Genomic DNA, 26,693 nt, shown 5'->3' with positions numbered 1-26,693 from the left:
GACATCTCTACAAAATCGTACGCACGCGCCAGAGCTCGGGAAACAGCTCGATCTCCAGCATTCGCTTGAGATAGCTGACGCCGCCGGTACCACCGGTGCCGCGCTTGAAGCCGATGACGCGCTCGACCGTCGTCACATGGTTGAAGCGCCAGCGGCGGAAATAGTCTTCGAAATCGACCAGCTTCTCGGCGAGTTCGTAGAGCATCCAGTGCGTCTCCGGCGCCTCGTAGACGATACGCCAGGCCTGGAGCACGCCTTCGTTGAAGCTGTGGGTTTCGCGGACGTCGCGGGCCAGCACGGGCGCAGGCATCTTGAGCCCGTTGCGGTCGGCAAGCCGCAGCACCTCGTCATAGAGGCTTGGCGTCGCGAGCTCGGCTTCGAGCAGCTTCGTCGTCTCCGCATCGTGCGCGTGCGGCTTGAGCATGGCGTGGTTGCGGTTGCCGAGCAGGAATTCGATCAGCCGGTATTGACGTGACTGGAAGCCGGAGGACTGCCCGAGTTGCGCGCGGAAGCGCGTATACTCGCTCGGCGTCATCGTCCGCAGCACGTCCCAGGCGCCGTTGAGCTGCTCGAAGATGCGCGACACCCGCGCCAGCATCTTCATCGCCGGTTGCACCTCGTCCCTGGCGATCGCGCGGCGCGCGGCGCTGAGCTCGTGGATGGCAAGGCGCATCCACAGCTCCGTGGTCTGATGCTGGATGATGAACAGCATCTCGTCATGCGCTTCCGAGAGCGGATGTTGCGCCCCAAGGATCGCATCCAGCGCCAGGTAGTTGCCATAGGACATGCGCCGGGCGAAATCCGTCTCGGCGCCTTCGCTTGCAGGATCGTAATCGCTGGACGTCATTGACAGGCCCTCTCGATCGATCGTCCCTCGCCTCGTTAGTCGAGGCCGATCAGGCGCGCGGTGATCTGCGACGACGGATCCTTCAGCCCGTCGATCACGGTAAAATGGTTGAGGCCGGGATCGATCACGAGGTGCGTCGGCACGTCGAAACCGGTCCAGACGTTGGCCATCAGGTCGGATTGGCGGATGAATTCAGGGCGCTCGTTGCCGCCGACCCAGGCCGTCACAGGCGAATGTCCCCGCGGCAGATGCAGCGCCGCGCTCTCGAGCGCCGCCTCCTCCATGGTCATGCGCAGCGTCTCATTCATCTTTGTCTTCAAGAGCGGCCGCAGATCGTGCAGGCCGCTGATCGAGAGCGTGCCGGCAATGCGATCGTAGACGGCGGGGTCGAGCCGGCTGTCGTCGCACAGCATGCGCGTGACGAGATGACCGCCGGCGGAATGACCGGCGAGCCGGATCGGCCCTGCGACCAGCGAGGCCGCCTTGACGATCGCATCGGTAATCTCTGCGGTGATGTCGGAGATGCGCGCGGCTGGTGTCAGCGTGTAGCTCGGCAGCGCCACGGTCCAGCCATGATGCCTTGCGCCTTCGGCAAGATCGGTCCAGGCCGATTTGTCGAAGCGCATCCAGTAGCCGCCATGGACGAACACGACGAGGCCCTTGCTGTCGCCGTCGGGCAGGATCAGGTCGAGGCGCTGCCGCTTACCGGCGCCATAGGCGACGTCGGGATGAAAATCCTTCAACCCTGCACGGTAAGCCGCTGCCCGCTCGGCCCACAGCGCCGGCATTTTGTCGGAGCCCAGGATATGGGCCGAATTGGCATAAGCATCATCCCAATCGCGCATCGTGATTTCCTCGGCGGACTCAGGCTCTGCGAGCCGGACGCCAGTCTGCCACCGGCACGGCCGCCATCCTAGTCTTTATTTTAAGCTTAAAGGATGTGTCTGCGCGTATTTCGGACAACAGATTCTGCCCCCGCCGGAGCGCGGTAGGGTGGGCAAATCGAAGCCTGCCCACCATTCGTTCGGAATTGAGGATGGATGGTGGGCAGGGCGCAAGGGCGCCTTTGCCCACCCTACACGGGCCCTCCGCCCGTTATTGCGAGCGCAGCGAAGCAATCCAGAGCCTTTCCGCGGAGGGATTCTGGATTGCTTCGTCGCTTCGCTCCTCGCAATGACGGCGGAGGGAGCAAAGCCCGGCTGCTTACGCCTTCTCCACTCCGCACCACTCGGCGATGAACAGCGCCATCGCCTTGGTCGTCTTCTTCAGCGACTCCAGGTCGACGAACTCGTTGAAGCCGTGCATCTCGCCGCCGCTCGCGCCGAAGCACAGGCTCGGGATGCCGTGATTGAGGCCGTAGAAGCGGGTATCGGTGAGCGCGGTGAATACGAGGTCCTCGACCGCGCCACCGTAGACCTTGTTAAAGGCCCTGCTGAACGCGGCCTCGGGCGCGGCCGCGTCGGTGAGTTCATACCCCTCCGACAGGAAGCCCGACCATTCGACCTCCGGCGGGTTGTTGGCGAGGAAGCGGTGGTTGCGCGCGGCGGCCGCGACGCAAGCCACAATCTCCTTCTGGTGATCGGCGATCGACCAGCCCGGCAACACGGCAATCCGGCAGTCGACGTCGCACCAGGCCGGCACGCTGGAAGCCCAGTCGCCGCCCTTGATGATGCCGGGGTTGAAATTGATGGGATGGTTGACCGTCTTGAAATGGCGATCGGCTTTTGCGCGCTCGTTCCACTCGATCTCGAGTTTTTGCAGGGCCTGGATCAAATGATAGGCCGCCATGATCGCATTCGCCCCGGAGCCGGCGAAGGCGACATGGGTCGGATGGCCTTTCACGCGCAGGCGAAACCAGATCACGCCGACCTGCGAGCGCACCATCTTGCCGCCGGTCGGCTCGGGGATGAAGCAGGCATCGGCGCGGTAGCCGCGCTGAAGCGTCGAGAGCGCGCCGACGCCGGTGCTCTCTTCCTCGATCACCGATTGGAAGTGGATCCGCGCCGTCGGCTTGAAACCCGCGGCGCTGATCGCATCCAGCGCATAGAGCGCACCGATCGTGCCCGACTTCATGTCGCACGCGCCACGGCCGAACATCTTGCCGTCCTTGATGACGGGTGAGAAGGGCGGCGTGTCCCACAAATCCAGCGGCCCTGCGGGTACCACATCACAGTGGCCCTGGAGGATCAGCGATTTTCCAACGTTGGTTTGCGGACGGTAGGTGCCCACCACCGAACGCGCTTTCGAAAAATCATGCTCGATCGGGCCGAAGCCGCGCAGATCCTTGAGGTCGTCGATATTGATGTGCCAGTCGTCGACCTCATAGCCGCGTTCGCGCAGGAGGTCGCCGATCATGTCCTGGCATGGTCCCTCCGCTCCGCGGGTCGAGGGGATCGCGACGAAATCACGTGTGGTCGCAAGCTGGGCTTTAAAGCCGGCGTCGACGGCGTCAACAATCCTCTGCTGCGTTTCGGCATTCATCAGGCAACTCCAATCGGGCATTCAGATCATCGATGGAGCGCAAGCTAACCGATTTCAGCCGTTCGGGTACTCTACAAAATAAGCATCCCGCAATGCATCGTCGAGCAGCCGGCCTTCGAAGTAGCCATTCAAACCCGCGGGCCGGCTGACGCCGTCGAGCAGGCGCGGACACGGCTCGGGCGCGCCGAGCACCGTGCGGACCGGGATGCGCTCGGCATAGATCGGCAGTTCGTAATCCTCATCGTCATCGGCCACGCCCTTGGCCCGGATCTTGGCCGAGGCCTCCTCGATCTCCATCGCGATGAAGGAGGTCGCCTTGGTCTCCTGCGCGGTGCTCTGACGCAGGCTCGCGGTGCGGCCCGGGAAGAAGCGGTCGACCATCGCGATCACCGCGCGCTCCTTCTCCTCGGCGTCGGTGACGAGATAGGCGGTGCCGAACGCCATCACCGCGCGGTAATCGGCGGAGTGGTTGAAGCCGCAGCGCGCCAGCACGAGACTGTCGAGATGGGCGACCGTCAGACAGACGCGCTCGCCCCTGGTCTGGTTGCGCAGCATGCGGCTAGCGCTGCTCCCATGCCAGTACAGCTTCGTGCCTTCGCGCCAGAAGAAGGTTGGCGTGCAATAGGGCTGACCGTCGATCACATAGGACACGTGGCAAAGCATCGAGGAATCCAGGATGCGGTGAACAGTCGCGTGATCGTAGAAGCCGCGATCGTGACGGCGCTTCACCTGGTTGCGCGCTGACGTCGGATAGGAATTTGAAGTCTCAACCTGGCTCACGGCCGCACCTCGAGATTGGAACAATCCAGAAGAGTTGTAGCCGCGGATTTGGTCTGCGATAGTGCCAATTCCATGCGAAAAATTCCGACCAATTCTCCCTTGCCGGCCAAGGCCGAGCTGCCGCTCGACCTCACCGGTCCGCACATCACGGCCGGCGCCTCCGCGGCGCACCGGCTGTACCAGGCGCTGTGCGAGATGATCGTCTCCGGCCTCGTCAGGCCCGGCGAGCCATTGCCGCCCTCACGGACGCTGGCGCAGCAGACCGGCTTCCGCCGCAACGCCGTCGTCACGGCCTATGAACGGCTGATCGCCGACGGCTTTGCCGAGGCAACCGTCGGCTCTGGCACGTTCGTCGCAGCGCGCATCCCAGCGCGAGCGGCCGAGGCGAAGAAACCCAAGGCGGTTGTCGAACCGCCGCGGCAAGGCGCATTCGCGCTCGGCTGCACCCATATCGACGAGCGCGCCGTGCAGCGCTTCCGTGCCTTCGTCGGCCGTCGCATGCGCGCATTCGGCCCTGAGCATCTGCATTATGGCGATCCCCGCGGCAGTCGCGAGCTGCGTGCGGCAATCGCCGATCACCTGTTGTCAGCGCGCGGCCTGCGCTGCGACCCCGATCAGATCGTGATCACATCAGGCACGCTGCATGCGCTGCGCATCGTGCTGAGCGCGATCCTGAAGGCGGGCGACCAGGTCTGGTGCGAGGACCCCGGCTATCCGATCGCGCGCCAGACGATCGGACAATGCGGATATCGCACTGCGCCCATTCCGGTCGACGCGCACGGCCTGCACGTGGCTAGGGGTCGTGCGGCGGCACCGTCTGCGCGCGCGGCCTATGTCACGCCGTCGCACCAATTTCCGCTGGGCGTCCAGATGTCGATGCCGCGGCGGCTCGAATTGCTGGACTGGGCGAAGCAGGCCGGTGCCTTCGTGCTGGAGGACGATTACGACAGCGAGTTCCGCTATGACGGCGCGCCGCTGATGTCGCTCGCCGGCATCGATCACCTCCAGCGCGTGATCTACCTCGGCACTTTCGCCAAGACCTTGTTTCCGGGCCTGCGCATCGGCTATTGCGCCCTGCCCGAGCGCCTGATCGCGGACGTGTCGGCTGCACGGGCTGCGCTCGACCGCTTTCCCGGCACGCTGATGGAAGGCGCGGTGGCCGACATGCTCAATTCCGGCGCCTTCGCCGCCAACCTGAAGCGGGTGCGCAAGCTCTATCGCGAAGCGCGTGATGCGCTGGCAGAGACATTGGAAGCGAAATCGGACGGGGCGCTATCCGTGCCGGTGCCGTCGCAAGGGTTGCATCTTGTCGCCCGGTTCGATCCTTCGGTCGATCCGTCGCGGGCGGCCGAGGCCAAGCGGGCGGCCGGCGCGGAAGGCTGGCTCCTCGCCGAGACCTATTCTCGCGCGCGTCCCCTGCCCGGTTTCGTGCTGGGATTTTCGGGGCACGCGGTTCCGCAACTGGTGGCGTCGGCCGAACGGCTGGCACGGGAATCGCGCTCAGTCCTGCGCGCGAGAAGCAAATCGTCGCGGCGGGCGTGACCAAGCTTCACTATCAGAATCGCCTGCCGCTCCCTAGATTGCGGCATCGATGCCGGGACCTCACACCATGCTGCTGCGCCGCGCCACCTGCCTTTCGCTCCTGATTTCCCTCGCGCTTGCCTCGACGACGCGCGCAGCAACGGTCGGTCGCGAACAGGACATCGTGGACCTCAAGCTCGGCCAACGTGTGCAAGTGGATGACGGAACCTGCCCTGCCGGACAGGTCAAGGAAGTGCGCGGCGCGAAGATGACCGACAAGGGCGTGGCGCGCACGAGCACTTGCGTGCCGCGATACGGTCCGAAATCGAAGTAGCGGGCTAAGAGCCCTGCTTCGCAGGGTCGAACATGCACTGCAAGGTCGGCTTGGCGATCTTGGTGAAGGTCGAGCCGATCTCGCCCTGCTTGGACGTCGGCACCCAGTCGGTCTCGATCGTCGGCACGCCGGTCTCGCTGATGCCGCGCAGCAGCGCCTCGCGCAAATCGCGGTCCTCGACGACGGCTGCGGCATGGTCGTGCAGGCAGCCGCAGACCTCCTCCGGATGCTCCCAGCGCCCGAGCATGCGCGGCGCACACTGACGCACGAATTCGCTACGGGGATCGGGCAACCTGGAGGGAGCGCGCACCTGCGCCTGAGCGGCACTGAGCGTCAAAACGAATATGAACGCTGCGGCGCAGAATCGAAGAATCATGATGGGCTTTGCCGGCTGATTTTCTTGTTGGCGATCAGAAGCGCGTGGCAACCACGATCGGCTGCGGTGCCGTGATCGTCAGCGGCGAACCGCTGTACTGGAAGGTGCCGACACCGGGCAGACTACTGTCCGGCGAGCCTGCGAACGAGGAGCCGGCGAGCACGAAGCCGAAGGCAAGGATGAAGCTGAGCGCGCGCATGATCTTGTGTCCCGATTTCGTGGCCGGCGGTGCGCCGTCGTCGTTGTGAAGCTGATAACCATGGGCGGTTTCGCGCGTGATGCGCCAAAAGCGGAAAATGGTTTCATCTTTCGTGAGAATTGTTTCGTCCTGCCCGAGACGACGAAACATTCGCCGGAAAATTCCAATCATTTCAGGTGGGCCGCGCCACGGCCCAAAGTGGCCTGCCAGGTTCCCGCTCGAGCTTGGATCAGCCCGGACGCGGTCGCAGTCATGCTCCCGCCTTACGCGCTTCACACGCATTTTACGTTTTTCTGCTGAAGAGAAGCCGAAATCGAGACGCTGGGATCACTGGGCGCGTTCACGTGAGGGATGGCCATCATGATGGCGACAGATCGCGCAGCGACGCGCGAGGCGGAGCAACGGACGGGCCGCGGAGATCAACAATCCGTTCGCGACAGCGCCACATCACTTGGCAATACGTCACCTGGCGAAATGGCGCTGCAAGCGAACCGCGGCCTTGAAGCCGCGTCGCAGACATTCGTGCGGCTGACCGGCTCGCATCTTGCAAAGCCGCGCTGTCGTCAGTGAGTGAAGAACTCGCCGCACTTCTGGACGTTTGAGTCCGCCGGTCCCCATGGCATGATCGGCACGGTCGAGGTCGAGTTCTTCGGCGAGCCCTCGATCAGCTTGTCCGAATAGACCATGTAGACCAGCACGTTGCGCTTGGCGTCACAGCCGCGCACGATCTGCATCTTCTTGAAGAACAGTGAGCGACGCTGGCGGAACATGTCGTCGCCCTGCTCCATCTTGTTCTTGAACTTGATCGGGCCGACCTGGCGACAGGCCAGCGAGATGTCCGAGACCTCCTCGGCAAGGCCGAGCCAGCCCTTGAAGCCGCCCTTCTCCGGCACGGTGAAGTGACAGGCGACACCCTCCACCTCGGGATCATCGAGACCATAGGTCGCGAGCTTGTCGTTCGGGCTCATCCACTTGAATACGGTCGAGCGGCGGAAGATCAGATCCGGCTCGTCGGCGGCGGAGGCGGACGCCACCGGCATAGCCAGAGCCAAGAGGAATAAAGCGAGGCCTTTCAAGCGGATGCCGAAAAGACCGGGGAAACGAGATGACATGAAGTTCTCCGGTAACAAGTCCTCGCAATGTAGGCATCAGGCGGCCGATCAGGAAGACGAGCGACCAGTCGCCACGGCCGCCGTTTACCGCTCTGTGAGGCTTTTTTGCTACGCGTTGAACAAAAGTAGCTGACGGCAGAACCGCCTTGGTGGTGAACGCGTATCCTCTTTGCGAGACTAACGTCTGATTTGGATTATGGATTCGAGGATGAACAGCGTGAATGAGTCCGGTTTTGCTGCCAAGCCAACGCGTTTTTGGCAGGTCGCCATTTTGACGGCGGCGGGTGCGATCGGGACGGCAAGCCAGGCTGACGCAGCGTTTTATTATTGGACGGATTATTCCGACGGCTCCTATTACGCCCGGCAGGATCGGTATCCCGAAATACCGCGCCAGAAGCCGCAGAAGCGCGGCACGGCGGGCAAGAAGGAGATCGTCGCCGAGAAGGAAGCCGGCACCAAGCCGCAAGGACCGCTCGTCATTGTCGTCTCGATCGACCGCCAGAAGGTGACGGTCTACGACAGCAAGGGCGTGTTCGCGGAATCCCCGGTGTCGACAGGCATGAAGGGCCATTCGACGCCGATGGGCGTGTTCAGCGTCATCCAGAAGCACAAATTCCACCATTCCAACATCTATAGCGGCGCCCCGATGCCGTACATGCAGCGGATCACCTGGTCCGGTGTCGCCATGCATGCCGGCGTGCTGCCGGGCTATCCGGCCTCGCATGGCTGCATCCGCATGCCGATGGCGTTCGCGGTGAAGATGTGGAACTGGACCAGGATGGGCGCGCGCGTCATCGTCGCGCCCGGCCAGATGTCGCCGCAAAGCTTCTCGCATCCTCTGCTTGCTGCGGTGCGCGTGCCGCCTCAGCCCGCCGCCAGCCTCGCACCGCAGATCAATGTGGGCGACAAGGCCGACAAGGGCGCAGCGCAAACCAACGTCACTGAAGCCAAGCCGGTCGAGACGAAGACCGCCAGTGCAGACAGCCTGTTCGAGCTGCGCGCCTCGGTCGGCCACACCGTGATGTCGGATGTGACCACCGGCAATGCGCCCGCCCGCGAGGAAGCGGCAGCGCCAGCCGACAAGATCAAGACCAAGACCGCCGAGGCATCTGACGCGGCCAAGCCGCCATCCGAAGAAACCGCCAAGCCGGAGAACACGGACGCGAAGCCCATTGAGGCCGCGAAAGCGCCCAAGGCCTCGACGGCGACCGACGACAAGCTCGACGCTGCCAAGACTGAAGCTGCCGAAACCGCGAAGAAGCCTGACGCCACGACGCCGGCACTCGCCACCTCGCCCGACGTGAAGAAGGACGAGACCGGCGTTGCCGATCCCGCGCCGGCGGCGAAGCCGGACACGCCGAGGCGGGCCGGCCAGATCGCCGTCTTCATCAGCCGCAAGGATTCCAAGCTCTACGTGCGGCAGAACTTTGCGCCGCTGTTCGAGGTGCCCGTCACGATCGCCGCGAGCGACCGGCCGCTCGGTACGCATGTCTTCACAGCCGAAGTCGACAAGACCGACTCCAATGCGCTGCATTGGTCGGTGGTGTCGCTGCCTGTCTCCATCCGCGCAGCTGCGCGCGATGACGAAGGGCGCGTGTCACGCCGCCGTGGCGCTGTCGTGATCCCAGTTGCCGCAAAGCCGGTGGTCACGCCGGACAGCCCCGCTGATGCCCTCGACCGCATCGCAATCCCCGCCGACACCATGGCGAAGATCAACGAGATGCTGACATCGGGTGGCTCGATCATCGTCTCCGACCAGGGCATCAACCAGGGCGAGACCGGCGAAGGCACCGATTTCATCGTCCGCTTGTACTAGCGCTCCGCACCGCGACCGATAACGCGGTGTTGAGCGGCTCGGTCGTGCCGGCGGAGTAACATGCGCCCCGGCTCATTTCGGGGGGACGCCGTCATGATGAACCGCAGGACCATGCTCATCGCAACGGTTGCAGGCGCGATCGCGCCGGCAACACGCGCCTTCGCAAATGGTGGCATGAGCCGGATCTCGGCCTATGCCTTCTCCTTCCCCGCATTGTCCGGCGACGACATCCGCCTTGCCGCGTTCACGGGCAAACCGCTGCTGGTGGTGAACACCGCCTCGCTCTGTGGCTACACCCCGCAATATGCCGGCCTGCAAGAACTCTGGGGCGAGTTTCGCGAGCGCGGGCTCACCGTGATCGGCGTGCCCTCCAACGATTTCGGTGGCCAGGAGCCCGGCGGCGCCAGCGAAATCTCCGACACGGCGCACCACCAATACGGCGTTACCTTCCCGGTGACGGCCAAGGCCGTGGTGGTCGGCGCGAAGGCGCATCCATTCTACAAATGGGCTGCCGACGCGCGGCCGAGGGAGGTTCCGAAGTGGAACTTCCACAAATATCTGATCGGCCGTGACGGCTACATCGCCGAGGTCTTTCCGTCCGCGGTGGCGCCGACCGATACGCGGGTCAAAACGGCCGTTGCCAAGGCGCTGGCCGATAGTTGATGCGAGTTGCGCCCATCCGGTTGGGCACAATTGTGGCAGGGCACCAAACAGCCGTTGCAATGGCGAGGGCCCACCATCTAGGCTAGGATCGTTTGGGGCAGGACGGTTTTTGTCGCAGGCGAAAAGCCGCGGCGGAACAACGGGATCAATCTCGAGGACAACACCATGCGCGTGGCGGCAGGACTGATTTTAGCAAGCGCGATGTCTTTGGCCATGACGGGTGCGGCATGGTCGCAGACCGCGGCAAAACCCGCAGCAAGCACACAAGCCGCACCAGCAGCGACACCGGCCGCTTCAGCGCCAGCGACTGCGCCGGCGGCCGCTCCCGCAGTGGCTGCCGCACCAGCGGGCTTCGTCAACCCGCCGCCACCGAAACAGGCGCCGCAGCCGGCGCGCGCAGCCTGCAACACGCCGGGCGCGCTCGGCGTCGCCCGCACCGTCGAGATCGACACCACCGGCGGCCCCGGCTTCGGCTTCGAGCATTTCAAGGAGCTCGACTTCCTGCGCGACCACGAAGTGGTGCTGACCTTCGACGATGGCCCCTGGCCCAAGAACACACCTGCAGTGCTGAAGGCGCTCGCCGACGAGTGCACCACCGGCATCTTCTTCTCCATCGGCAAGCACGCGACCTACGAGCCGGAGATCCTGAAGCAGGTCTATGCGGCCGGTCATACGATCGGCGCGCACACCTGGTCGCACGCCAACCTCAACAACAAGAAGCTCACGGAAGCGCAGCGCAAGGATGAGATCGAGAAGGGCTTCAGCGCCGTGAAATGGGCGCTCGGCGGCATCTCGCCGTCGCCGTTCTTCCGCTTCCCGGCGCTTCAGCATCCGCCGGAGATGGTCACCTATCTCGGCAACCGCAACATCGGGATCTTCTCCTGCGACATCGACTCCTTCGACTTCAAGGCCTCCAAGCCGGAGAAGGTGATCGAGACCGTGATGAAGAAGCTCGAGACCAAGGGCAAGGGCATCATCCTGATGCACGACTTTCAGAAGCACACCGCCGAAGCCCTGCCCGAATTGCTCAAGCGCCTGAAGGCCGGCGGCTACAAGGTGGTGGCGATGCGCGCAAAATTCCCGGCGTCGACACTGCCCGAATACGACCAGGAGCTGCTCAAGGACATCAAGCTGCCGACGGTGAGCCAGCGCCCGGTCAATTCCGTTGTGACGACCGTTTCCGAATAGAAGGCAATTGTCTTTCCGGTTCGAAGGCTACGTCATCGTCTCGGCGGACGGCATGCTCGCCGACGCAGCGCACGTCATGCCGGACAGTCTGAAGTTCGACGGCGACAAGCTGTTCTTCGAGCAGGCGCTCGATCGCGCCGCGCTGATCGTGCACGGCCGCAACTCGCACGAGCACCAGCCGAATTCGCCAAAGCGCAAGCGGCTGATCCTGACCCGCAAGATCAAGGCGTTGACCGTCGACCCTGAAATGCCGAACGCGACACTGTGGAATCCGGATCACGCGCGCTTCGAAGAGGCTTGCGCCTTTGCCGACGTCGCCTCCGGCATGGTCGCCGTCATCGGCGGCCCCGTGGTGTTCGACATGTTCATGGACCGCTACGACACGTTCTGGCTGTCGGAGGCGCCGCACGTGCGACTGCCCGGCGGCGAAGGCTGTTTTGTCGGCGTGCCCAGGCGGACCCCGCATGAGGTGCTCGCCTCGCACGGGATGAAGCCAGGGGCGCCGCCGTACCTGCTCGACGCGGCGCATGAGGTCACTGTGACCCCGTGGCGCAGGACGTAGACGCTACACGTCCCCGTAGGCCGCTTCGGCCGGACGTGTGGTGCGGCCGTAGCCGATGATCATGCACAGCGCGCCGATGATCGACAGGTTCTTCAGCGCGTCGACCACCATCTTGGCGTTGTCGGGCGGCGCCTGGTTCCAGAAGTCATCGAACAGCACGGTCGCGACCGCGACGTAGATGATCAGCAGCATCGCGAAGAATCGTGCGCCGAAATTCAGAGCGATCATCAGTCCGGCGATGATCTCGAGCCCGCCGACGGCGATCGCCAAGAGTTGCGGCGTGGTCATGGCAGTCGCCGTCTCGAGCTGCTTGGCGTAAGGTGCGACGACGTCGGGCACCACGAGTTTGGTGGCGATGAAGTCGGCGGTCGCCTGGACGGCAAAGAGCTTGGTCGCGCCCGTGTAGATGAACAGCACGGCGAACAGAATTCGCCCGAAAGTCACGAACGCTGGCATGATCGGCCTCTTGGCTCAGGCTTTTTGAAATCGGCGTCTTGACGCGAGTGCCGGGCGATTATGAAGAGTCGTGCGACGGTTTACAAACGGGGAAATCGCAAACCGTTTTGAAAAGATTGAAGCGCGGATGCGCCGGAGGTCTGCTCCCTCGCCCCGCTTGCGGGGAGAGGGTTGGGGTGAGGGGAAGCCTCTGCGGGGACGGTGAGAGTTGGACTCGCGGAGAGTCCCCCTCACCCGGATCGCATCTGTCGATGCGATCCGGCCTCTCCCCGCAAGCGGGGAGAGGCGAAGAGATCGCGCCTCAGGTAAACAACGTCGGCTGCTGCCGCGCTGCCCGTTCCTGCGCCTCCACGACTGCAACAGCCGTCATGTTGAGGATGCCGCGCGCGGTCACCGAGGGGGTCAGGATGTGCGCCGGGCGCGCCGGGCCGACCAGGATGGGGCCGACGGGGAGCGCGTCCGCCAGCGACTTGATCATCTGATAGGCGACGTTGGCGGTGTCGAGGGTCGGCATGATCAGGATGTTGGCCTCGCCCTCCAGCTTGGAGTGCGGCAGCACCATTTTCCGCGCAGCAGCTGAGAGTGCGGTGTCGCCCTGCATCTCGCCGTCGGCCTCGATCTCCGGATGCCTTTCCTTCAGGAGCTGGGTGGCCCGGCGCATCTTGCGCGAGGAGTCCGTGTCGTAGCTGCCGAAATCCGAATGCGAGACGAAGGCGATCTTCGGCTTGATGTTGAAGCGCTGCACATGGACTGCCGCGAGCGACGCGATCTCGGCGAGCTCTTCCGCGCTCGGATTGGGCCGCACCTGCGTGTCCGCGATGAAAAAGGCGCCCTTGCTGGTGATCAGCAGGGCTAACGCAGCGTAATCGCTGATACCGGCTGAGAAGCCGATGATCTCGCGGACATGGCGCAGATGGCTCATATACCGCCCCTCGACGCCGCACAGCATGGCATCGGCCTCCCCGCGCACCACGGCAAGCGCCGCGATGACCGTGTTGTTGGTGCGCACCACCGTGCGCGCCGCATCGGGCGTCGCGCCGCGGCGGCCGGCGACCTCAACATAGGTCTGCACATAGGAACGGTAGCGTGGATCGTCCTCGGGATTGACGAGGTCGAAATCCTTGCCCGCCTTGATCGAGAGGCCGAAGCGCTTGATGCGCGCCTCGACCACCGAGGGACGGCCGACCAGGATCGGCGTCGCCAGCTTCTCCTCCAGCACCACCTGCGTGGCGCGCAGCACGCGCTCGTCCTCGCCTTCGGCGTAGATCACGCGCACCGGCTGGGTCTTGGCCTTGGCGAACATCGGCTTCATGACGAGGCCGGAGCGGAAGGCGAAGCGCTCGAGCAGCGCGCGATACTCGTCGAAATTGGTAATGGGGCGCGTCGCGACGCCGGATTCCATCGCCGCCTTGGCTACGGCCGGCGCGATGCGCAGGATCAGGCGAGGATCGAACGGACTCGGGATCAACGAGCCGGGCCCGAAGCCACCCGCCTCACCGGTGTCGAGGCTGCCTTGGGAGACTGCATCCGACGGCGCCTCGCGCGCGAGCTGCGCGATCGCCTCGACGGCGGCATGCTTCATCTCCTCGTTGATAGCGCTGGCGCCGACGTCGAGCGCGCCACGGAAGATGAAGGGGAAGCACAGGACGTTGTTGACCTGGTTCGGAAAGTCGGAGCGGCCGGTGCAGATCATGGCGTCGGGGCGCACCTTGCGCGCATCCTCCGGCATGATCTCCGGTATGGGATTGGCGAGCGCCATGATCAGCGGCTTGTCGGCCATCACCTTGGCCATCTCAGGCTTGAGCACGCCGGGCGCGGACAGGCCGATGAAGATGTCGGCGTCGCCGATGGCGTCGGCGAGCGTGCGCTTGTCGGTCTTCTGCGCATAGACCGCCTTCCAGCGGTCCATGGAGGTGTTGCGGCCCTCGTGCACGAGGCCGTCGATGTCGCAAACCCAGATGTTCTTGCGCTGCGCGCCCATCGACACCAGCAGGTTCAGCGTCGCAAGTGCCGCGGCCCCTGCCCCCGACGCCACGATCTTGACCTCGGACAGTTTCTTGCCGTTGAGCCTGAGGCCGTTGGTGATGGCGGCGGCGACGATGATGGCGGTGCCGTGCTGGTCGTCGTGGAAGACCGGGATTTTCATGCGCTCCTTCAAGCGCGCCTCGATCTCGAAGCACTCCGGTCCGCGGATGTCTTCCAGGTTGATGCCGCCAAAGGTCGGCTCGAGCGCCGCCACGGTTTCGACCACGCGGTCGATGGTGTCGGCGGCGATCTCGATGTCGAACACGTCGATGCCGGCGAATTTCTTGAACAGGACCGCCTTGCCCTCCATCACCGGCTTGGAGGCCAGCGGGCCGATATTGCCGAGGCCGAGCACGGCGGTGCCGTTCGACACCACGGCGACCAGATTGGCGCGGGTGGTGAGCGAGGCGGCCTCGGCGGGATTCTTGGCGATCTCGGTGCAGGCGGCCGCGACGCCCGGCGAATAGGCCAGCGCGAGGTCGCGCTGGTTGGCAAGCGGCTTGCTTGCCTGGATCTCCAGCTTTCCGGGCCGCGGCAGACGGTGATAGGCGAGCGCCGCCTGGTGGAGATCATCAGAATAGGACGACATGCGGTGTCTCGCCTCGCGTTACCGGCCTCAAAATGCCTGATCCGGAGCGGCCGCCCGCGCGGACGGGTATTTCCGGGCCATGGAAACGGGATGAAGCACGGCAGGCGCCCCGGTGGCAACATCCGATTGCGACCCCATCAACAAGACGCGTGGTCAAATACTTGAAAACCATAGCTTTCCCTGGACCGCATAGCGTTTCGCGAATATGCCAGGTTGCACGGTGCAAAACGAGCAACTGGAGCAAGGGAATGAAGCGAATCCTGATCGGCCTGATCGTGGCAGCCGTGCTCGGAGCGGGCGGATGGTTCGGCTTCAACCTCTACGCCAAGCATCGCGCCACCGCCGAGGTCGAGGCCGCGTTCGAAAGGATCCGTTCGAGCGGCGGCAAGGCGAGCCATGGCAAGATTGATTTCGATCTGCCCACTCGCATGGTGACGATCGAGGACATCGCGATCGCTCCCGGCGAGCAGGCGCAGATCAAGATCGCCGGCATCAAGGGCACGGGCGTCCGCCTGATCGACGATGTCAGGTTCTCGGCCGACAGCATCGACGTCACGGGTTTCGAAGTCGCACTGAACCAAGTCGGCCCCACGAAGCTGAAGGCGTCCTACAAGATCCCGCAACTTACCCTGCGTGACTATGCCGGCCCTCTGCACGCCGGGAATGTGCCGACGGGCGACTCCCTGATCGACATCTACCGCTATGTGCTCGATCAATACGCAAGCGTCACTGCATCGTCAGTCACGGCTCCGACGCTGACGATGAGCTTCGATGCGAGCGGCAGCGCTGCCGGCAGCGGCGAGGTCGCCTATTCGCGGCTGGCGATCCAGCATCTCAAGCACGGCAAGATCGATGCCATGAAGGCGGACCGGGCCGTCTTCACCATCGATGTGCCGCAGCCGGGCAAGCAGGACAAGCTGACCGGCGATCTCTCCAACATCATCGTCAACGATTTCGACGCGACCGCGATCGCCGCGGCACTGGATCCGCAGAAGGCCGGCGACGACAGCTATCATCGCGTCTACCGGCAGATGTCGGCCGGCCCCTATGTGCTCAAATCAACCCAGGGCATGCGGATCGACATCGACGGGATCACCTTCGAGGACATCGCGGTGCAGCCGTCAAAATTCCGGCCGGCCGAGATCGTTGCGCTCATGCCGACGGACCGGTCGGTCCTGCCGACACAAGCGCAATCGCGCGAGATGATGGGGAAGCTCGCCGGGTTCTATGAGGGCCTTCGCATCGGCAAGATCGACGTTGGCAAGACCTCGATGGGCACGCCGCAAGGGACGGCCAGGATCAACGCCGTCAGATACCGCGAGGGCGAGTTCGCGGTCGAAGGCATCGATACGCCGTCCCCACGGGGGCAGTTCAAGATGGAGCGATTCGCGCTGAAATCGTTCAGCGCGGCAAACCTGATGCGCTGGGCGGCAGGCCTCAGCGGTCATGGGCAGGCGCCCTCGCCCGATCAGTTGCTGGGCCTGTTCCGCGTGCTCGAAGGCGCCGAGATCAAGGGCGTGGTGGCGCCCTACAAGAACACGCGGCAGTTCGTCACCATCGACACGGTCAGCCTGAACTGGGGCCAGCTGGTCGGATCGATCCCGAGCAAGGCCAGCCTGGTCGTGAAAATGGTCACCCCCACCGATCCCGCCAACCCGGCGCAGCGGCCGCTGGTGATGGCGGGCGTCGACAAGCTCGCGATCAACCTCGATCTCGGCGCTGCCTGGACGGAGTCATCAGGTGCGTTTGCGCTCGCGCCCGCCACCATCGATCTTGGCAATCTCGCCAGGGCACAGGCCCGCCTCGCGCTCGCCAACGTGCCGCGCACGATGTTCACCGCCGATCCGGTGCAGGCCATGAGCCAGGCCGGCCAGATCGAGACCGGCGCGATCGAGCTCTCCCTGCGCGACGGCGGCGTCGTCGATCTCGTCGTGGCGCAGTTCTCGCGCATGCAGGATGTCAGCCGCGACGCCGCGCGCAGCGCCATCGTCGAGATGATCAGGGCGCAGGGCGGGAAGATCGCGGCGTCCAATGCCGACGTTAGAATGGCCGTCGATGCGCTCGCCGGCTTCGTCGAGACATCCGGGCAGACGCTTTCCCTGAAGCTGACGCCGCTCGGCAAGGTGCCGGTGGTTCAACTCATGGATGCCCTGAACCACGAGCCGATCGTCGCGCTGGCGCAGTTCAGGATCGAGGCGTCGACAGGGCTGTAGGAGAGAAGCGCAGATCCCTCCTCCTCGTCATTGCGAGGAGCTCTTGCGACGAAGCAATCCAGAATCTTTCCGCGATCGACTCTGGATTGCTTCGCTGCGCTCGCAATGACGATGTGGAGACAGCCTCTCCCCGCATTCGCCTTCGCTGAAGCTTCGGCGGGACAAGGGCGGGGAGAGGCGAGCCACTCACTTCTGCGGCAGGTTCACCCGCACGTGCAGCTCGCGGAGCTGCTTGGTGGTGGCTTCCGACGGCGCGCCCATCAGGAGGTCCATGGCCTGCTGGTTCATCGGGAACAGCGAGATCTCGCGCAAATTCGTGGTGCCGCACAGGAGCATCACGATGCGGTCAACACCCGCGGCCATGCCGCCATGCGGCGGCGCGCCGTACTGGAAGGCGCGGTACATGCCGCCGAAGCGGTCGACCACTTCCTGCTCGCCATAGCCGGCAATCTCGAACGCCTTCACCATCGCTTCCGGCACGTGGTTGCGGATGCCGCCCGAGGCAATCTCGTAGCCGTTGCAGGTGATGTCGTACTGGAACGCCTTGATGGTCAGCGGATCCTGGCCCTTCAGCGCTTCCAGGCCGCCCTGCGGCATCGAGAACGGGTTGTGCGAGAAATCGACCTTCTTGTCGTCCTCATTGTACTCGTACATCGGGAAGTCGACGACCCAGGCGAGCTCGAACCGCTCCTTGTCGGTGAGGTTCAACTCCTCGCCGACCTTATTGCGGGCCAAACCGGAGAACTTCCAGAACTTGTCGGGATCGCCGGCGACGAAGAAGGCGGCATCGCCCTCCTTCACGCCGAGCTGCGCGCGGATCGCGGCGGTGCGCTCGGCCCCGATGTTGTTCGCGAGCGGACCTGCACCCTCGCCGCCCTCACGCCACATGATGTAGCCGAGGCCGGGCTGGCCCTCTCCTTGCGCCCACGAGTTCATGCGGTCGCAAAAGGCGCGGCTGCCGCCGCCCGGCGCCGGGATCGCCCAGACCTGGTTCTTGGGATCTTCGAGCATGCGCGCGAACACCTTGAAACCGGAGCCGCGGAAATGCTCGGAGACGTCCTGCATCTCGATGGGATTGCGCAGGTCCGGCTTGTCGCTGCCGTATTTGCGCAGTGCCTCGGCGAAGGGAATCCGCCGCCAGCCCTTCGTCACCGGCTTGCCTCTGGCGAACTCCTCGAACACGCCGGTGATAACAGGCTCCATCGCCGCGAAGACGTCGTCCTGCGTGACAAAGCTCATCTCGACGTCGAGCTGATAGAACTCGCCGGGCAGACGGTCGGCGCGCGGGTCCTCGTCGCGGAAGCAGGGCGCGATCTGGAAGTAGCGATCAAAGCCGCTCATCATCAAGAGCTGCTTGTACTGCTGCGGCGCCTGCGGCAGTGCGTAGAATTTGCCGGGATGGATGCGCGAGGGCACCAGGAAGTCGCGCGCGCCTTCCGGCGAGGACGCGGTCAGGATCGGGGTGTTGAACTCGAAGAAGCCCTGCCCCTCCATGCGTCTGCGCATCGACTTGATGATTTCGATGCGGGTCATGATGTTCTGATGCAGCTTCTCGCGGCGCAGATCGAGGAAGCGGTACTTCAAGCGGATGTCCTCGGGATATTCCTGGTCGCCGAACACCGGCAGCGGCAGGTCGCCGGCCGGGCCCAGCACCTCGATCTCGCTGATGTAGACCTCGACCTTGCCGGTCGGCAGATCATCATTGTCGGTGCCTTCGGGGCGGCGGCGGGCCTTGCCGTCCATCCGCACCACGAATTCCGAGCGCAGCTTCTCGGCCAGCGAGAATGCCGGCGAGTCCGGGTCGACCACGCACTGGGTCAGGCCGTAATGGTCGCGCAGGTCGATGAACAGCACGCCGCCATGGTCGCGAACGCGATGGACCCAGCCCGAGAGGCGGACCGTCTCGCCGATGTTGCTCTCACGGAGCGCGCCGCATGTATGTGACCGGTAGCGATGCATGGTCGTCCCAAAATCAATGTCGGAGGAAGCGAATCGGACGGCCTGTAACGGCCGGTCCGAAGTTGCGGCAGGGTTTACCCGACGAGACCCTAGGCGGCAACCAAGGGAACGCGCTGTTTTGGGCCAGAACCGCCCATTTTCAGGGGCCGAGCCTTTGCCATCAGGCGTTCCAGCCCTATCTTGAGGCCATGACGGTCCATTTCCCCTTCCAGAACTCCTATTCGGCGCTGCCGGACAGCTTCTTCGCCCGCGTCGCGCCGACCCCTGTGGCGGCGCCCCGGCTGATCAAGCTGAACCGGCCGCTGGCGGTCCAGCTCGGACTCGATCCGGATGCGCTGGAGACCCCGGAAGGCGCCGAAATCCTGGCCGGCAAGGCGGTTCCCGTCGGCGCCGATCCCATCGCCATGGCCTATGCCGGCCACCAGTTCGGGCATTTCGTGCCCCAGCTTGGCGACGGCCGCGCCATCCTGCTCGGCGAGGTCATCGATAAAGACGGCGTCCGCCGCGACATCCAGCTCAAGGGAAGCGGCCCCACCCCGTTCTCCCGCCGCGGCGACGGCCGCGCCGCGCTCGGGCCGGTCCTGCGCGAATACATCGTCAGCGAAGCGATGTTCGCGCTGGGCATCCCGACCACGCGCTCGCTCGCCGCCGTCGTCACCGGCGAGCACGTCATCCGCGAGACCGCGCTGCCCGGCGCGGTGCTGACGCGCATCGCCTCCAGCCATATCCGCGTCGGCACCTTCCAGTTCTTTGCCGTCCGCCGCGACACCGAGGCGATCCGCCGGCTCGCCGACCATGTCATTACCCGCCATTATCCCGAGCTGCTGCATGACGAGCGGCCCTATCACGCCCTGCTCGCGAGCGTCGTCGCGCGCCAGGCCGATCTCGTCGCTCGCTGGCTGCTGGTCGGCTTCATTCATGGCGTGATGAACACCGACAACACGTCCATCTCCGGCGAGACCATCGATTACGGCCCCTGCGCCTTCATGGATGCCTATAACCCCGCGCAGGTGTTCTCCTCGATCGATGAGATGGGCCGCTATGCCTATGCCAACCAGCCGCGCATCGGCCTGTGGAATCTAACCCGGCTCGCCGAATGCCTGCTGCCGCTGTTCTCCGACGACCAGGAGAAGGCGGTCGCCGAAGCCCAGGACATTCTCGGCGCCTTCGCCGAGACCTTCAGTGCGGCCTATCAGGCCGGCCTGCGCAAGAAGGTCGGCCTGTTCACGGAGCGCGACGGCGACGACGCCCTGATCCAGGACCTGCTCGATGCCATGGCCAAGAACCAGGCCGACTTCACCCTCACCTTCCGCAAGCTCGGTGAGGCCGCGGGGGATGAAGCCGGCGCCTCCGACGTCCGCGCGCAATTCATGGATCCCTCGGTTTTCGACGACTGGGCCAAGCGCTGGCGCGAGCGCATCGCCCTGGAGTCGCAGAGCGCCGCCGAACGGCAAGCCGCCATGCACGCCGTCAATCCGGTCTTCATCCCGCGCAACCATCGCGTCGAAGCCGTGATCCAGGCCGCCGTCAACGACGACGACTATGCTCCGTTCGAGGAATTGGTGAAGGTGCTGGCCAAGCCGTACGAGGACCAGCCGGACTATGCGGCTTACGCCGATCCGCCGCTCCCGGATCAGCGGGTGCTGCAGACGTTTTGTGGGACGTGAGAAATGCCGTTGGACGGGTAGAGCGCAACCCAACCATCTTCCTCGGCGCCTCAACCATCCCTGCACTCGCGATGCTGATGGATTTGCCTGCGCTCGTCCGACTCTGCGCACTGCGATAGGCTCGATGCCGCAACGCGAGACGACCCCGTTGACCGCACTCGCCGTTCTGCCCAACAATTTGCCGCGTCGGCAACCACTGTCATCAAACTGAAACACTCTCACTCTAACCGGCTGGCGGGCCGTCTTGCCGGAGGCGACCGTCCTCCCAGAGACCTGACACGCGCGCCATGCCCTTCAAATTCATCCACCTCACCGACACGCATCTCGCCAATCCCGGGCTGAAGCTCTATGGCCTCGACCCGCGCGCCCGCCTCGATGCCGCCATCGCCGACATCAACAAGCATCAGTCCGATGCGGCCTTCGCGGTCGTCACGGGCGACCTCACCCATTGGGGCGAGCCTGACTCCTACGCCAATTTCGCAGATGCGATGGCCGCGCTGAAGATGCCTTACATCGCCATGGTCGGCAATCACGATAAGCGCGTGGCCTGCCTCGACGGTCTTCGGTCCGCGCCGCGCGATCAGAACGGCTTCGTGCAGGGGACGCGCACCACCGAGCACGGCCTGTTCGTCTTCCTCGACACGCTGGACGAGACCAGCCACGCCGGCGAGATGTGCGACAAGCGCCTCGGCTGGCTCGAAAGCACGCTGGCCGCAGCGCCCGCTGATATGCCCTTCGTCGTATTCATGCATCATCCGCCCTTCCCGGTCGGCGTGCTCGCGATGGACGAGATCGCGCTGAAGCAGCGCGGGGAATTCGCCGAGGTGATCGCGCCCTATCGCAGCCGCATCCGCCACCTCTTCTTCGGCCATGTGCACCGGCCGATCTTCGGCAGCTACGGCAAAATCCCGTTCTCGACGCTGCGCGGCACCAACCACCAGGTCTGGTTCGAGCTCAATGCCAATGCGCCGCATCTGGCGAGCCACGAACCGCCGGCCTATGGCGTGGTGCTGATCGACGATGAGAACCTGGTCGTGCACAGCCACGACTTCCTCGACACCAGTCTGCGCTTCCCCTTCGACCCGCCTGCGGGAATGGACGGCCGCGACTATGCGCTCAAGTTTGCGGCGCGGTGAGATGAGCCTCGCCGAACCCGCGGCTCTCCCGGTCGCGACCTCGGCGGCACCGCGCCTGCACGTCCTGAAGCGCTTCGCCGCCGGCTTCAAGGCATCGCTACCGGCCTATCTGCTGCTGCTGCCCTCGCTGATCTTCCTCGCGCTGTTCACGTATGGCGCGATGGGGCGCGTGTTCATCGATGCGCTCTATCAGCGCACGACGCCGAAAGCGCCCGTCCGCTTCGTCGGCTTCGACAATATCAGCGCGGTGCTTGCCGACCCCGCCTTCACCGGCGCGGTCGTTAACAATCTGATCTATGCTGTCGGCACAGCGATCCCGAGCATCGGCTTGGCCCTGTTGTTTGCGCTCGCGCTCGCGCGCACCAGCGCGGTGACCAGCGCGCTGCGCGCGGCGCTGTTCCTGCCGGTGCTGATCCCGATGGTCGCGGCATCCGCGCTGTTCCTGTTCATCTTCCTGCCCAATGTCGGCCTGCTCGACTATTACATCGGCCGGCTGCTTCCGGTGCTGCCGAACTGGCTGGGTGACCCTGACATCGCGCTGTCAGCGATCATGGTGATCACGATCTGGAAGAATGCCGGCTACTACATGCTGTTCTTCCTCGCCGGCCTGCAGGCGGTGCCGGAAGACGTCATGGAGGCCGCCCATCTCGATGGCGCCGGTCCGTTCCAGCGCCTGCGCTACATCATCCTGCCGGAGCTCAAGCCCACCTTCCTGTTCGTCACCGTGATCGCCACGCTCAATGCGGTGACGCAAGTCGACCACGTCTTCGTCCTGACCCAGGGTGGCCCGTCCAACTCGACCAATCTCGTACTGTTCTACATCTACCAGCAGGCGGTCGAGCATTACGACGTCGGCAAGGCCTCGGCGGCGACGCTGCTGACGCTGGCCGCGTTGATGGGCCTCACCGCGCTTTCATTCCGCACGCTGGCGAACCGCGAGGGCGGGCCATGAATGTGATCGACCGTCTGTTTAGGGATGCTCCGCTCGCCACCCGCCGCGAGATCACGCCAAAGCTCGGCTTCGTGCTGACCGTGCTGCTCGCGCTGGTCTGGCTGATCCCGTTCCTCTGGATGGGCGTGGCGACCCTGCGCCCGGCTTCCGACGGCATCAATCTCATGGCCGAGCTGATGCCGAGCCTGAAGCCGACGCTCGACAACATCAGGGAGGCCTGGGAGATCGGCGACTTCCCGCGCTACACCCTCAATACCACCATCATCTGCACCGGCATTCTGCTGGTGCAGTTCGTCACGATCACACTGGCGGGCTTTGCCTTTGCGCGGCTCGCCTTCGCCGGCAAGACCCTGATCTTCTACCTGTTCCTGATGCAGCTGATGCTGGTGCCGGTGCTGCTGATCGTGCCCAATTTGAGCCTGATCGCGCAGCTCGGCCTCTACGACACGCTTACCGGCGTGATGATGCCGTTCTTTGCCTCGGCCTTCGGCACGTTCCTGATGCGGCAAGCGTTCGAGGCCATTCCGACCGAGCTGGAGGACGCCGCGCTGATCGACGGCGCGGGTCTGTTTCAGCGCATCCGCCACATCTACGTGCCGCTGTCGCTGCCGAGCTTTTCGGCCTTCGCCATCATCTCCGTGACCAGCCATTGGAATGACTTCCTGTGGCCGCTGATGGTGATCAACTCGCCGGACAAGCGGCCGCTCACGGTCGGGCTCTCCGTCTTCACCAAGACGGCCGAGGGCACGCAGGCTTGGGGCACCATCGCCGCGGGCACGCTGATGGTTATCGCACCGCTGCTCGTCACCTTCCTGATCTTCCAGAAGCGCTTCATCAGCTCTTTCGTCACCTCAGGCATCAAATAGGAGATTTTCCGATGCTATTCTCCCGCAGGCTCATGCTCGGCCTTGCCATTGCAGGCACGATGGCCGGCGCCCTCGCCTTTCCGGCTCTCGCCGGCGAAGGCCCGACCGAGATCGATTTGTTCTTCCCCGTTCCCGTCGACGGCAAGCTCGCCCGCGACATGGGGACCTTGATCAAGGAGTTCAACGAGACCCATCCCGAGGTCAAGGCAACCGCCGTCTACACCGGCTCCTATGACGACACGCTGATCAAGACGCGCGCCGCGATCAAGGCCGGCAAGCCGCCGTCAGCCGTGATCATGTCGGCCAACTTCCTGCTCGACATGCAGATCGAGAACGAGCTCACCAATCTGGATTCTCTGATCGCCGCCGACGGCACCACCAAGGAAAAGTTCTTAGGCCAGTTCTTCCCGGCGCTGCAGGGCAACGCGGTGATCAACCGCTCGGTCTATGGCGTGCCCTTCCACAATTCGACGCCGCTGCTCTACATCAACGCCGACAAGGCCAAGGAAGCGGGCCTTGATCCGAGCAAGCCGCCGCAGACCTGGGCCGAGCTCACCGACTGGGCCAAGAAGCTCACCAAGCGCGAGGGCGACAAGGTCACCCAATGGGGCATTGCGATCCCCTGCGCCTACGACTATTGCGGCTGGATGATGGAAACGCTCACCATGTCCAATGGCGGGCGCTACTACAACGAGGAGTTCGGCGGCGAGGTCTATTACGACACGCCCTCGATGCTCGGCGCGCTCTCCTGGTGGAACGACCTCATCGCCAAGCACAAGGTGCATCCGCCCGGCGCCACCCCTGGCCCCGCCGTCAGCACCTCCTTCATCTCCGGCAACGCCGCGATGATGATGCTGTCCACGGGCTCGCTCACCTATGTGCGCGACAACGCCAAATTCAACTACAAGGTCGCCTTCATCCCGCGCAACGTCCGCAACGCGGTGCCGATCGGCGGCGCCTCGCTGATCATTCCGGCCGGCCTCGAAGCCGACAAGCAGAAGGCCGCCTGGACCCTGATCAAGTGGATGACCTCACCCGAGAAGAGCGCCTGGTGGAGCCGCGCCACCGGCTATTTCGCGCCCAACATGGCCGCCTACAAGACGCCTGACATGGTCGACTTCCTGAACAAGAACCCGGACGCCAAGACCGCCGTCGAGCAGCTCGACGTCGCAAAGCCCTGGTTCGCGACCTACAAGACCGTCCCAGTGCGCAAGAACCTCGAGGACGAGGTGATGCTGGTCCTCAACGGCAAGAAGCAGCCGAAGGAAGCCCTCGCCGCCGCCCAGAAGGCCGCCGACGAGACGCTCAAGCCGTACAACGCGGAGACGTCGCTGAAACTGCCGTGAGGCCTGCTGCCACGGCAAACGAACATCGGCGCTCCGTCTCATGCGGGGCGCCGAATTCGTTGGGACGGCCCCTGCCCGTTAACCTGCCGTCCACCATCCGGCTGCCCGCACCGCCGGTAACCATTGGAATTAACAGACCCTCAACGCACCCCCGACAAATCTACCAATGTTTCTGGAGATTTCGCCGTGGATCTGTTGGTTTTCGAGTTCCTGGGACTGGCTCTGGTCGCCATGTGCGTGCTCGTGGTGGCGCTGCCCTGCGCCCGGAAATCTTCGCAGCGGGTCCGCTACGAATAGGATTTTTGTCGGAAAAATGCGATTTCAACCCAAATGCAAGGCTTGAATTCGCATCGAGCCCCTTGACATCACTGCACTTTCGGCAGAACGGCTGATGATCTCGTCATGGGCCGTTCATGGATTTGATTACCACCACTGCTGACCTCGCGGCTGCCTGCAGCCGGCTGGCCAAGCACCCCGTCATAACCGTCGATACCGAGTTCCTGCGCGAAACCACCTATTACCCGCTGTTGTGCGTGGTGCAGATGGCCAGCGCCGAGGAAGCCGTCGTCATCGACGCCCTGGCCGAGGGCATCGACCTCAAACCGTTCTTCGAGCTGATGGGCAACGAAGGCGTGCTGAAGGTCTTCCACGCCGCCCGCCAGGACATCGAGATCATCTGGCACCAGGCGGGCATCATCCCGCATCCGGTGTTCGACACTCAGGTCGCGGCCATGGTGCTCGGCTATGGCGATAGCATCGCCTATGACCAGTTGGTCGAGAAAGTCACCGGTCACCGCCCGGACAAGACCCACCGCTTCACCGACTGGTCGCGCCGGCCGCTGACAAAGGAGCAGATGCACTACGCGGTATCAGACGTCACCCACTTGCGCGACGTGTTCGCAGCACTGGACGCCGACCTGAAGAAGCGCCGCCGCAGCGAATGGGTCTCCATCGAGATGGAGGTCTTGACCTCGCCCAGAACCTACGACTTCCACCCCGAGCGCGCCTGGGAGCGGCTGAAGACCCGGGTGCGCAAGCCGAAGGATCTCGCGGTGCTGATGGAGGTCGCGGCCTGGCGCGAGCAGGAGGCGCAGAGCCGTGACGTGCCGCGCGGCCGCGTGCTGCGCGATGAAGCCATCAGCGACATCGCAACGCATGCGCCGACCACACTGGAGAAGCTCGCCCATCTGCGCTCGGTGCCGAAGGGATTTGAGAAATCCAAATGGGGCGCAGACATCGTCGCCGCGGTCGAGCGCGGGCTGGCGCGGGATTTCTCGACGCTGCCGAAGCTGGAGAAGCCGCGCAACAACTCCAATGGCGCCGCCATCGTCGAGCTGTTGAAGGTGCTGCTGCGCATGACCGCGGAGCGCCATGCGGTCGCCAGCAAGGTGATCGCCACCGTCGACCATCTCGAGGAGATTGCAGCCAGTGACGAGGCCGACGTGCCGGCCCTGCGCGGCTGGCGCCGCGAGCTGTTCGGCGATGCCGCGCTGAAGCTCAAGCGCGGCGAGCTGGCGCTGGCGATCGAGAAGGGACGCGTGGTCGGGGTGCAGCGGGCGTAGGCGGCCCAAGTGCCTCCCCAATGTCGTCCTGGCGAAAGCCAGG

24 protein-coding genes are annotated in these 26,693 nt (G+C 64.4%); 14 read left to right on the top strand and 10 right to left on the bottom strand.

What is annotated here, in order from left to right; translation table 11 throughout:
• Positions 1 to 7: 7 nt before the first annotated feature.
• The 4 genes from kynA to BLV07_RS29410 form a co-directional block, all read right to left on the bottom strand.
• Positions 8 to 847 (bottom strand): tryptophan 2,3-dioxygenase, encoded by an 840-nt coding sequence (gene kynA / locus BLV07_RS29425; protein WP_091892939.1) that lies wholly within the window; start codon positions 845 to 847, stop codon positions 8 to 10.
• Between the two features lie 35 nt (positions 848 to 882).
• Positions 883 to 1,692 (bottom strand): hormone-sensitive lipase, encoded by an 810-nt coding sequence (locus BLV07_RS29420; RefSeq protein WP_091892937.1) that lies wholly within the window; start codon positions 1,690 to 1,692, stop codon positions 883 to 885.
• Positions 1,693 to 2,050: 358 nt separating this feature from the next.
• The gene (locus BLV07_RS29415; RefSeq protein WP_091892934.1) at positions 2,051 to 3,328 is read right to left on the bottom strand and encodes an ArgE/DapE family deacylase; all 1,278 of its coding nucleotides are present in this window, start codon (positions 3,326 to 3,328) and stop codon (positions 2,051 to 2,053) included.
• Between the two features lie 54 nt (positions 3,329 to 3,382).
• Entirely contained in the window at positions 3,383 to 4,108 is a 726-nt protein-coding gene (locus tag BLV07_RS29410) for a pyridoxamine 5'-phosphate oxidase family protein (protein WP_091892932.1), read from the bottom strand.
• Between the two features lie 72 nt (positions 4,109 to 4,180).
• On the opposite strand from BLV07_RS29410, the gene pdxR reads away from it, so the two are divergent.
• Positions 4,181 to 5,650 carry a MocR-like pyridoxine biosynthesis transcription factor PdxR gene (gene pdxR / locus BLV07_RS29405; protein ID WP_091892930.1) on the top strand — a complete coding sequence of 490 codons (1,470 nt, stop codon included), beginning with the start codon at positions 4,181 to 4,183 and terminating at the stop codon, positions 5,648 to 5,650.
• A gap of 67 nt (positions 5,651 to 5,717) precedes the next feature.
• Positions 5,718 to 5,963, top strand: coding sequence for a DUF6719 family protein (locus tag BLV07_RS29400; protein ID WP_091892928.1), 246 nt, complete (start codon positions 5,718 to 5,720; stop codon positions 5,961 to 5,963).
• A 4-nt stretch (positions 5,964 to 5,967) separates the two neighbouring features.
• Here BLV07_RS29400 and BLV07_RS29395 read toward each other — a convergent pair whose 3' ends face one another.
• Both BLV07_RS29395 and BLV07_RS29390 read right to left on the bottom strand, forming a co-directional pair.
• Complete coding sequence (locus BLV07_RS29395) at positions 5,968 to 6,339, bottom strand: hypothetical protein (RefSeq protein ID WP_091892926.1); 372 nt, start codon at positions 6,337 to 6,339, stop codon at positions 5,968 to 5,970.
• Positions 6,340 to 6,373: 34 nt separating this feature from the next.
• Positions 6,374 to 6,820, bottom strand: a complete 447-nt coding sequence (locus tag BLV07_RS29390) for a hypothetical protein (RefSeq protein WP_143035520.1) — start codon at positions 6,818 to 6,820, stop codon at positions 6,374 to 6,376.
• 69 nt (positions 6,821 to 6,889) lie between these two features.
• Here BLV07_RS29390 and BLV07_RS29385 point away from each other — a divergent pair, with 69 nt between their 5' ends.
• Positions 6,890 to 7,108, top strand: coding sequence for a hypothetical protein (locus tag BLV07_RS29385; protein ID WP_091892922.1), 219 nt, complete (start codon positions 6,890 to 6,892; stop codon positions 7,106 to 7,108).
• Here BLV07_RS29385 and BLV07_RS29380 read toward each other — a convergent pair.
• Positions 7,102 to 7,650 (bottom strand): CreA family protein, encoded by a 549-nt coding sequence (locus BLV07_RS29380; RefSeq protein ID WP_091892920.1) that lies wholly within the window; start codon positions 7,648 to 7,650, stop codon positions 7,102 to 7,104. The genes BLV07_RS29385 and BLV07_RS29380 overlap by 7 nt on opposite strands.
• A 208-nt stretch (positions 7,651 to 7,858) precedes the next feature.
• On the opposite strand from BLV07_RS29380, the gene BLV07_RS29375 reads away from it, so the two are divergent.
• From BLV07_RS29375 to BLV07_RS29360, 4 genes are all read left to right on the top strand, one after another.
• Positions 7,859 to 9,466: a L,D-transpeptidase gene (locus BLV07_RS29375; protein ID WP_176945838.1), complete on the top strand. Its 1,608-nt coding sequence runs from the start codon at positions 7,859 to 7,861 to the stop codon at positions 9,464 to 9,466.
• A 93-nt stretch (positions 9,467 to 9,559) separates the two neighbouring features.
• Positions 9,560 to 10,129 carry a glutathione peroxidase gene (locus BLV07_RS29370; RefSeq protein WP_091892916.1) on the top strand — a complete coding sequence of 190 codons (570 nt, stop codon included), beginning with the start codon at positions 9,560 to 9,562 and terminating at the stop codon, positions 10,127 to 10,129.
• 165 nt (positions 10,130 to 10,294) lie between these two features.
• A complete protein-coding gene (locus BLV07_RS29365) occupies positions 10,295 to 11,317 on the top strand; it encodes a polysaccharide deacetylase family protein (RefSeq protein ID WP_091892914.1) in 1,023 nt (340 codons plus the stop codon).
• 7 nt (positions 11,318 to 11,324) lie between these two features.
• The gene (locus BLV07_RS29360; RefSeq protein ID WP_176945837.1) at positions 11,325 to 11,879 is read left to right on the top strand and encodes a dihydrofolate reductase family protein; all 555 of its coding nucleotides are present in this window, start codon (positions 11,325 to 11,327) and stop codon (positions 11,877 to 11,879) included.
• A gap of 3 nt (positions 11,880 to 11,882) precedes the next feature.
• Here BLV07_RS29360 and BLV07_RS29355 read toward each other — a convergent pair whose 3' ends face one another.
• A complete protein-coding gene (locus BLV07_RS29355; protein ID WP_091892912.1) occupies positions 11,883 to 12,335 on the bottom strand; it encodes a DoxX family protein in 453 nt (150 codons plus the stop codon).
• Between the two features lie 301 nt (positions 12,336 to 12,636).
• Positions 12,637 to 14,949 (bottom strand): NADP-dependent malic enzyme, encoded by a 2,313-nt coding sequence (locus tag BLV07_RS29350; protein ID WP_091892910.1) that lies wholly within the window; start codon positions 14,947 to 14,949, stop codon positions 12,637 to 12,639.
• 248 nt (positions 14,950 to 15,197) lie between these two features.
• On the opposite strand from BLV07_RS29350, the gene BLV07_RS29345 reads away from it, so the two are divergent.
• Positions 15,198 to 17,162 (top strand): aq_1923 C-terminal domain, encoded by a 1,965-nt coding sequence (locus BLV07_RS29345; protein ID WP_176945836.1) that lies wholly within the window; start codon positions 15,198 to 15,200, stop codon positions 17,160 to 17,162.
• A gap of 186 nt (positions 17,163 to 17,348) precedes the next feature.
• Here BLV07_RS29345 and aspS read toward each other — a convergent pair whose 3' ends face one another.
• Positions 17,349 to 19,121, bottom strand: coding sequence for an aspartate--tRNA ligase (aspS, locus tag BLV07_RS29340; RefSeq protein ID WP_091892909.1), 1,773 nt, complete (start codon positions 19,119 to 19,121; stop codon positions 17,349 to 17,351).
• A 188-nt stretch (positions 19,122 to 19,309) separates the two neighbouring features.
• Here aspS and BLV07_RS29335 point away from each other — a divergent pair, with 188 nt between their 5' ends.
• The 6 genes from BLV07_RS29335 to rnd all read left to right on the top strand — a co-directional run bounded on the left by BLV07_RS29335 (position 19,310) and on the right by rnd (position 26,650).
• Positions 19,310 to 20,788, top strand: a complete 1,479-nt coding sequence (locus tag BLV07_RS29335; RefSeq protein ID WP_091892907.1) for a protein adenylyltransferase SelO — start codon at positions 19,310 to 19,312, stop codon at positions 20,786 to 20,788.
• Between the two features lie 287 nt (positions 20,789 to 21,075).
• Positions 21,076 to 21,924, top strand: a complete 849-nt coding sequence (locus BLV07_RS29330; RefSeq protein ID WP_091892904.1) for a phosphodiesterase — start codon at positions 21,076 to 21,078, stop codon at positions 21,922 to 21,924.
• A gap of 1 nt (position 21,925) precedes the next feature.
• A complete protein-coding gene (locus BLV07_RS29325; protein ID WP_176945835.1) occupies positions 21,926 to 22,876 on the top strand; it encodes a carbohydrate ABC transporter permease in 951 nt (316 codons plus the stop codon).
• Positions 22,873 to 23,742: a carbohydrate ABC transporter permease gene (locus tag BLV07_RS29320; protein ID WP_091892900.1), complete on the top strand. Its 870-nt coding sequence runs from the start codon at positions 22,873 to 22,875 to the stop codon at positions 23,740 to 23,742. Before BLV07_RS29325 ends, BLV07_RS29320 begins: the two co-directional genes overlap by 4 nt.
• A gap of 11 nt (positions 23,743 to 23,753) precedes the next feature.
• Positions 23,754 to 25,088 (top strand): ABC transporter substrate-binding protein, encoded by a 1,335-nt coding sequence (locus BLV07_RS29315; RefSeq protein ID WP_091892898.1) that lies wholly within the window; start codon positions 23,754 to 23,756, stop codon positions 25,086 to 25,088.
• A gap of 413 nt (positions 25,089 to 25,501) precedes the next feature.
• On the top strand, positions 25,502 to 26,650 hold the full coding sequence (rnd, locus tag BLV07_RS29310; RefSeq protein WP_091892896.1) for a ribonuclease D: 1,149 nt from the start codon (positions 25,502 to 25,504) through the stop codon (positions 26,648 to 26,650).
• Positions 26,651 to 26,693: the final 43 nt, after the last annotated feature.

This window comes from Bradyrhizobium sp. Rc2d, from assembly GCF_900099855.1.
Classification (GTDB): Bacteria; Pseudomonadota; Alphaproteobacteria; order Rhizobiales; family Xanthobacteraceae; genus Bradyrhizobium.
This window is presented reverse-complemented; position numbering and strand designations above follow the sequence as displayed.

Excerpts from the sequence above, each read along its gene's own strand:
- BLV07_RS29400 (WP_091892928.1), top strand. The coding sequence starts at position 5,718 with ATGCTGCTGCGCCGCGCCACCTGCCTTTCGCTCCTGATTTCCCTCGCG.
- BLV07_RS29355 (WP_091892912.1), bottom strand. The coding sequence starts at position 12,335 with ATGCCAGCGTTCGTGACTTTCGGGCGAATTCTGTTCGCCGTGCTGTTC.
- aspS (WP_091892909.1), bottom strand. The coding sequence starts at position 19,121 with ATGCATCGCTACCGGTCACATACATGCGGCGCGCTCCGTGAGAGCAAC.
- BLV07_RS29320 (WP_091892900.1), top strand. The coding sequence starts at position 22,873 with ATGAATGTGATCGACCGTCTGTTTAGGGATGCTCCGCTCGCCACCCGC.
- BLV07_RS29315 (WP_091892898.1), top strand. The coding sequence starts at position 23,754 with ATGCTATTCTCCCGCAGGCTCATGCTCGGCCTTGCCATTGCAGGCACG.
- BLV07_RS29380 (WP_091892920.1), bottom strand. The coding sequence starts at position 7,650 with ATGTCATCTCGTTTCCCCGGTCTTTTCGGCATCCGCTTGAAAGGCCTC.
- BLV07_RS29345 (WP_176945836.1), top strand. The coding sequence starts at position 15,198 with ATGAAGCGAATCCTGATCGGCCTGATCGTGGCAGCCGTGCTCGGAGCG.
- rnd (WP_091892896.1), top strand. The coding sequence starts at position 25,502 with ATGGATTTGATTACCACCACTGCTGACCTCGCGGCTGCCTGCAGCCGG.
- BLV07_RS29365 (WP_091892914.1), top strand. The coding sequence starts at position 10,295 with ATGCGCGTGGCGGCAGGACTGATTTTAGCAAGCGCGATGTCTTTGGCC.
- BLV07_RS29420 (WP_091892937.1), bottom strand. The coding sequence starts at position 1,692 with ATGCGCGATTGGGATGATGCTTATGCCAATTCGGCCCATATCCTGGGC.
- BLV07_RS29330 (WP_091892904.1), top strand. The coding sequence starts at position 21,076 with ATGCCCTTCAAATTCATCCACCTCACCGACACGCATCTCGCCAATCCC.
- BLV07_RS29415 (WP_091892934.1), bottom strand. The coding sequence starts at position 3,328 with ATGAATGCCGAAACGCAGCAGAGGATTGTTGACGCCGTCGACGCCGGC.
- pdxR (WP_091892930.1), top strand. The coding sequence starts at position 4,181 with ATGCGAAAAATTCCGACCAATTCTCCCTTGCCGGCCAAGGCCGAGCTG.
- BLV07_RS29370 (WP_091892916.1), top strand. The coding sequence starts at position 9,560 with ATGATGAACCGCAGGACCATGCTCATCGCAACGGTTGCAGGCGCGATC.
- BLV07_RS29375 (WP_176945838.1), top strand. The coding sequence starts at position 7,859 with ATGAACAGCGTGAATGAGTCCGGTTTTGCTGCCAAGCCAACGCGTTTT.
- BLV07_RS29390 (WP_143035520.1), bottom strand. The coding sequence starts at position 6,820 with ATGCGTGTGAAGCGCGTAAGGCGGGAGCATGACTGCGACCGCGTCCGG.
- BLV07_RS29325 (WP_176945835.1), top strand. The coding sequence starts at position 21,926 with ATGAGCCTCGCCGAACCCGCGGCTCTCCCGGTCGCGACCTCGGCGGCA.
- BLV07_RS29385 (WP_091892922.1), top strand. The coding sequence starts at position 6,890 with ATGGCCATCATGATGGCGACAGATCGCGCAGCGACGCGCGAGGCGGAG.
- BLV07_RS29335 (WP_091892907.1), top strand. The coding sequence starts at position 19,310 with ATGACGGTCCATTTCCCCTTCCAGAACTCCTATTCGGCGCTGCCGGAC.
- BLV07_RS29350 (WP_091892910.1), bottom strand. The coding sequence starts at position 14,949 with ATGTCGTCCTATTCTGATGATCTCCACCAGGCGGCGCTCGCCTATCAC.
- kynA (WP_091892939.1), bottom strand. The coding sequence starts at position 847 with ATGACGTCCAGCGATTACGATCCTGCAAGCGAAGGCGCCGAGACGGAT.
- BLV07_RS29395 (WP_091892926.1), bottom strand. The coding sequence starts at position 6,339 with ATGATTCTTCGATTCTGCGCCGCAGCGTTCATATTCGTTTTGACGCTC.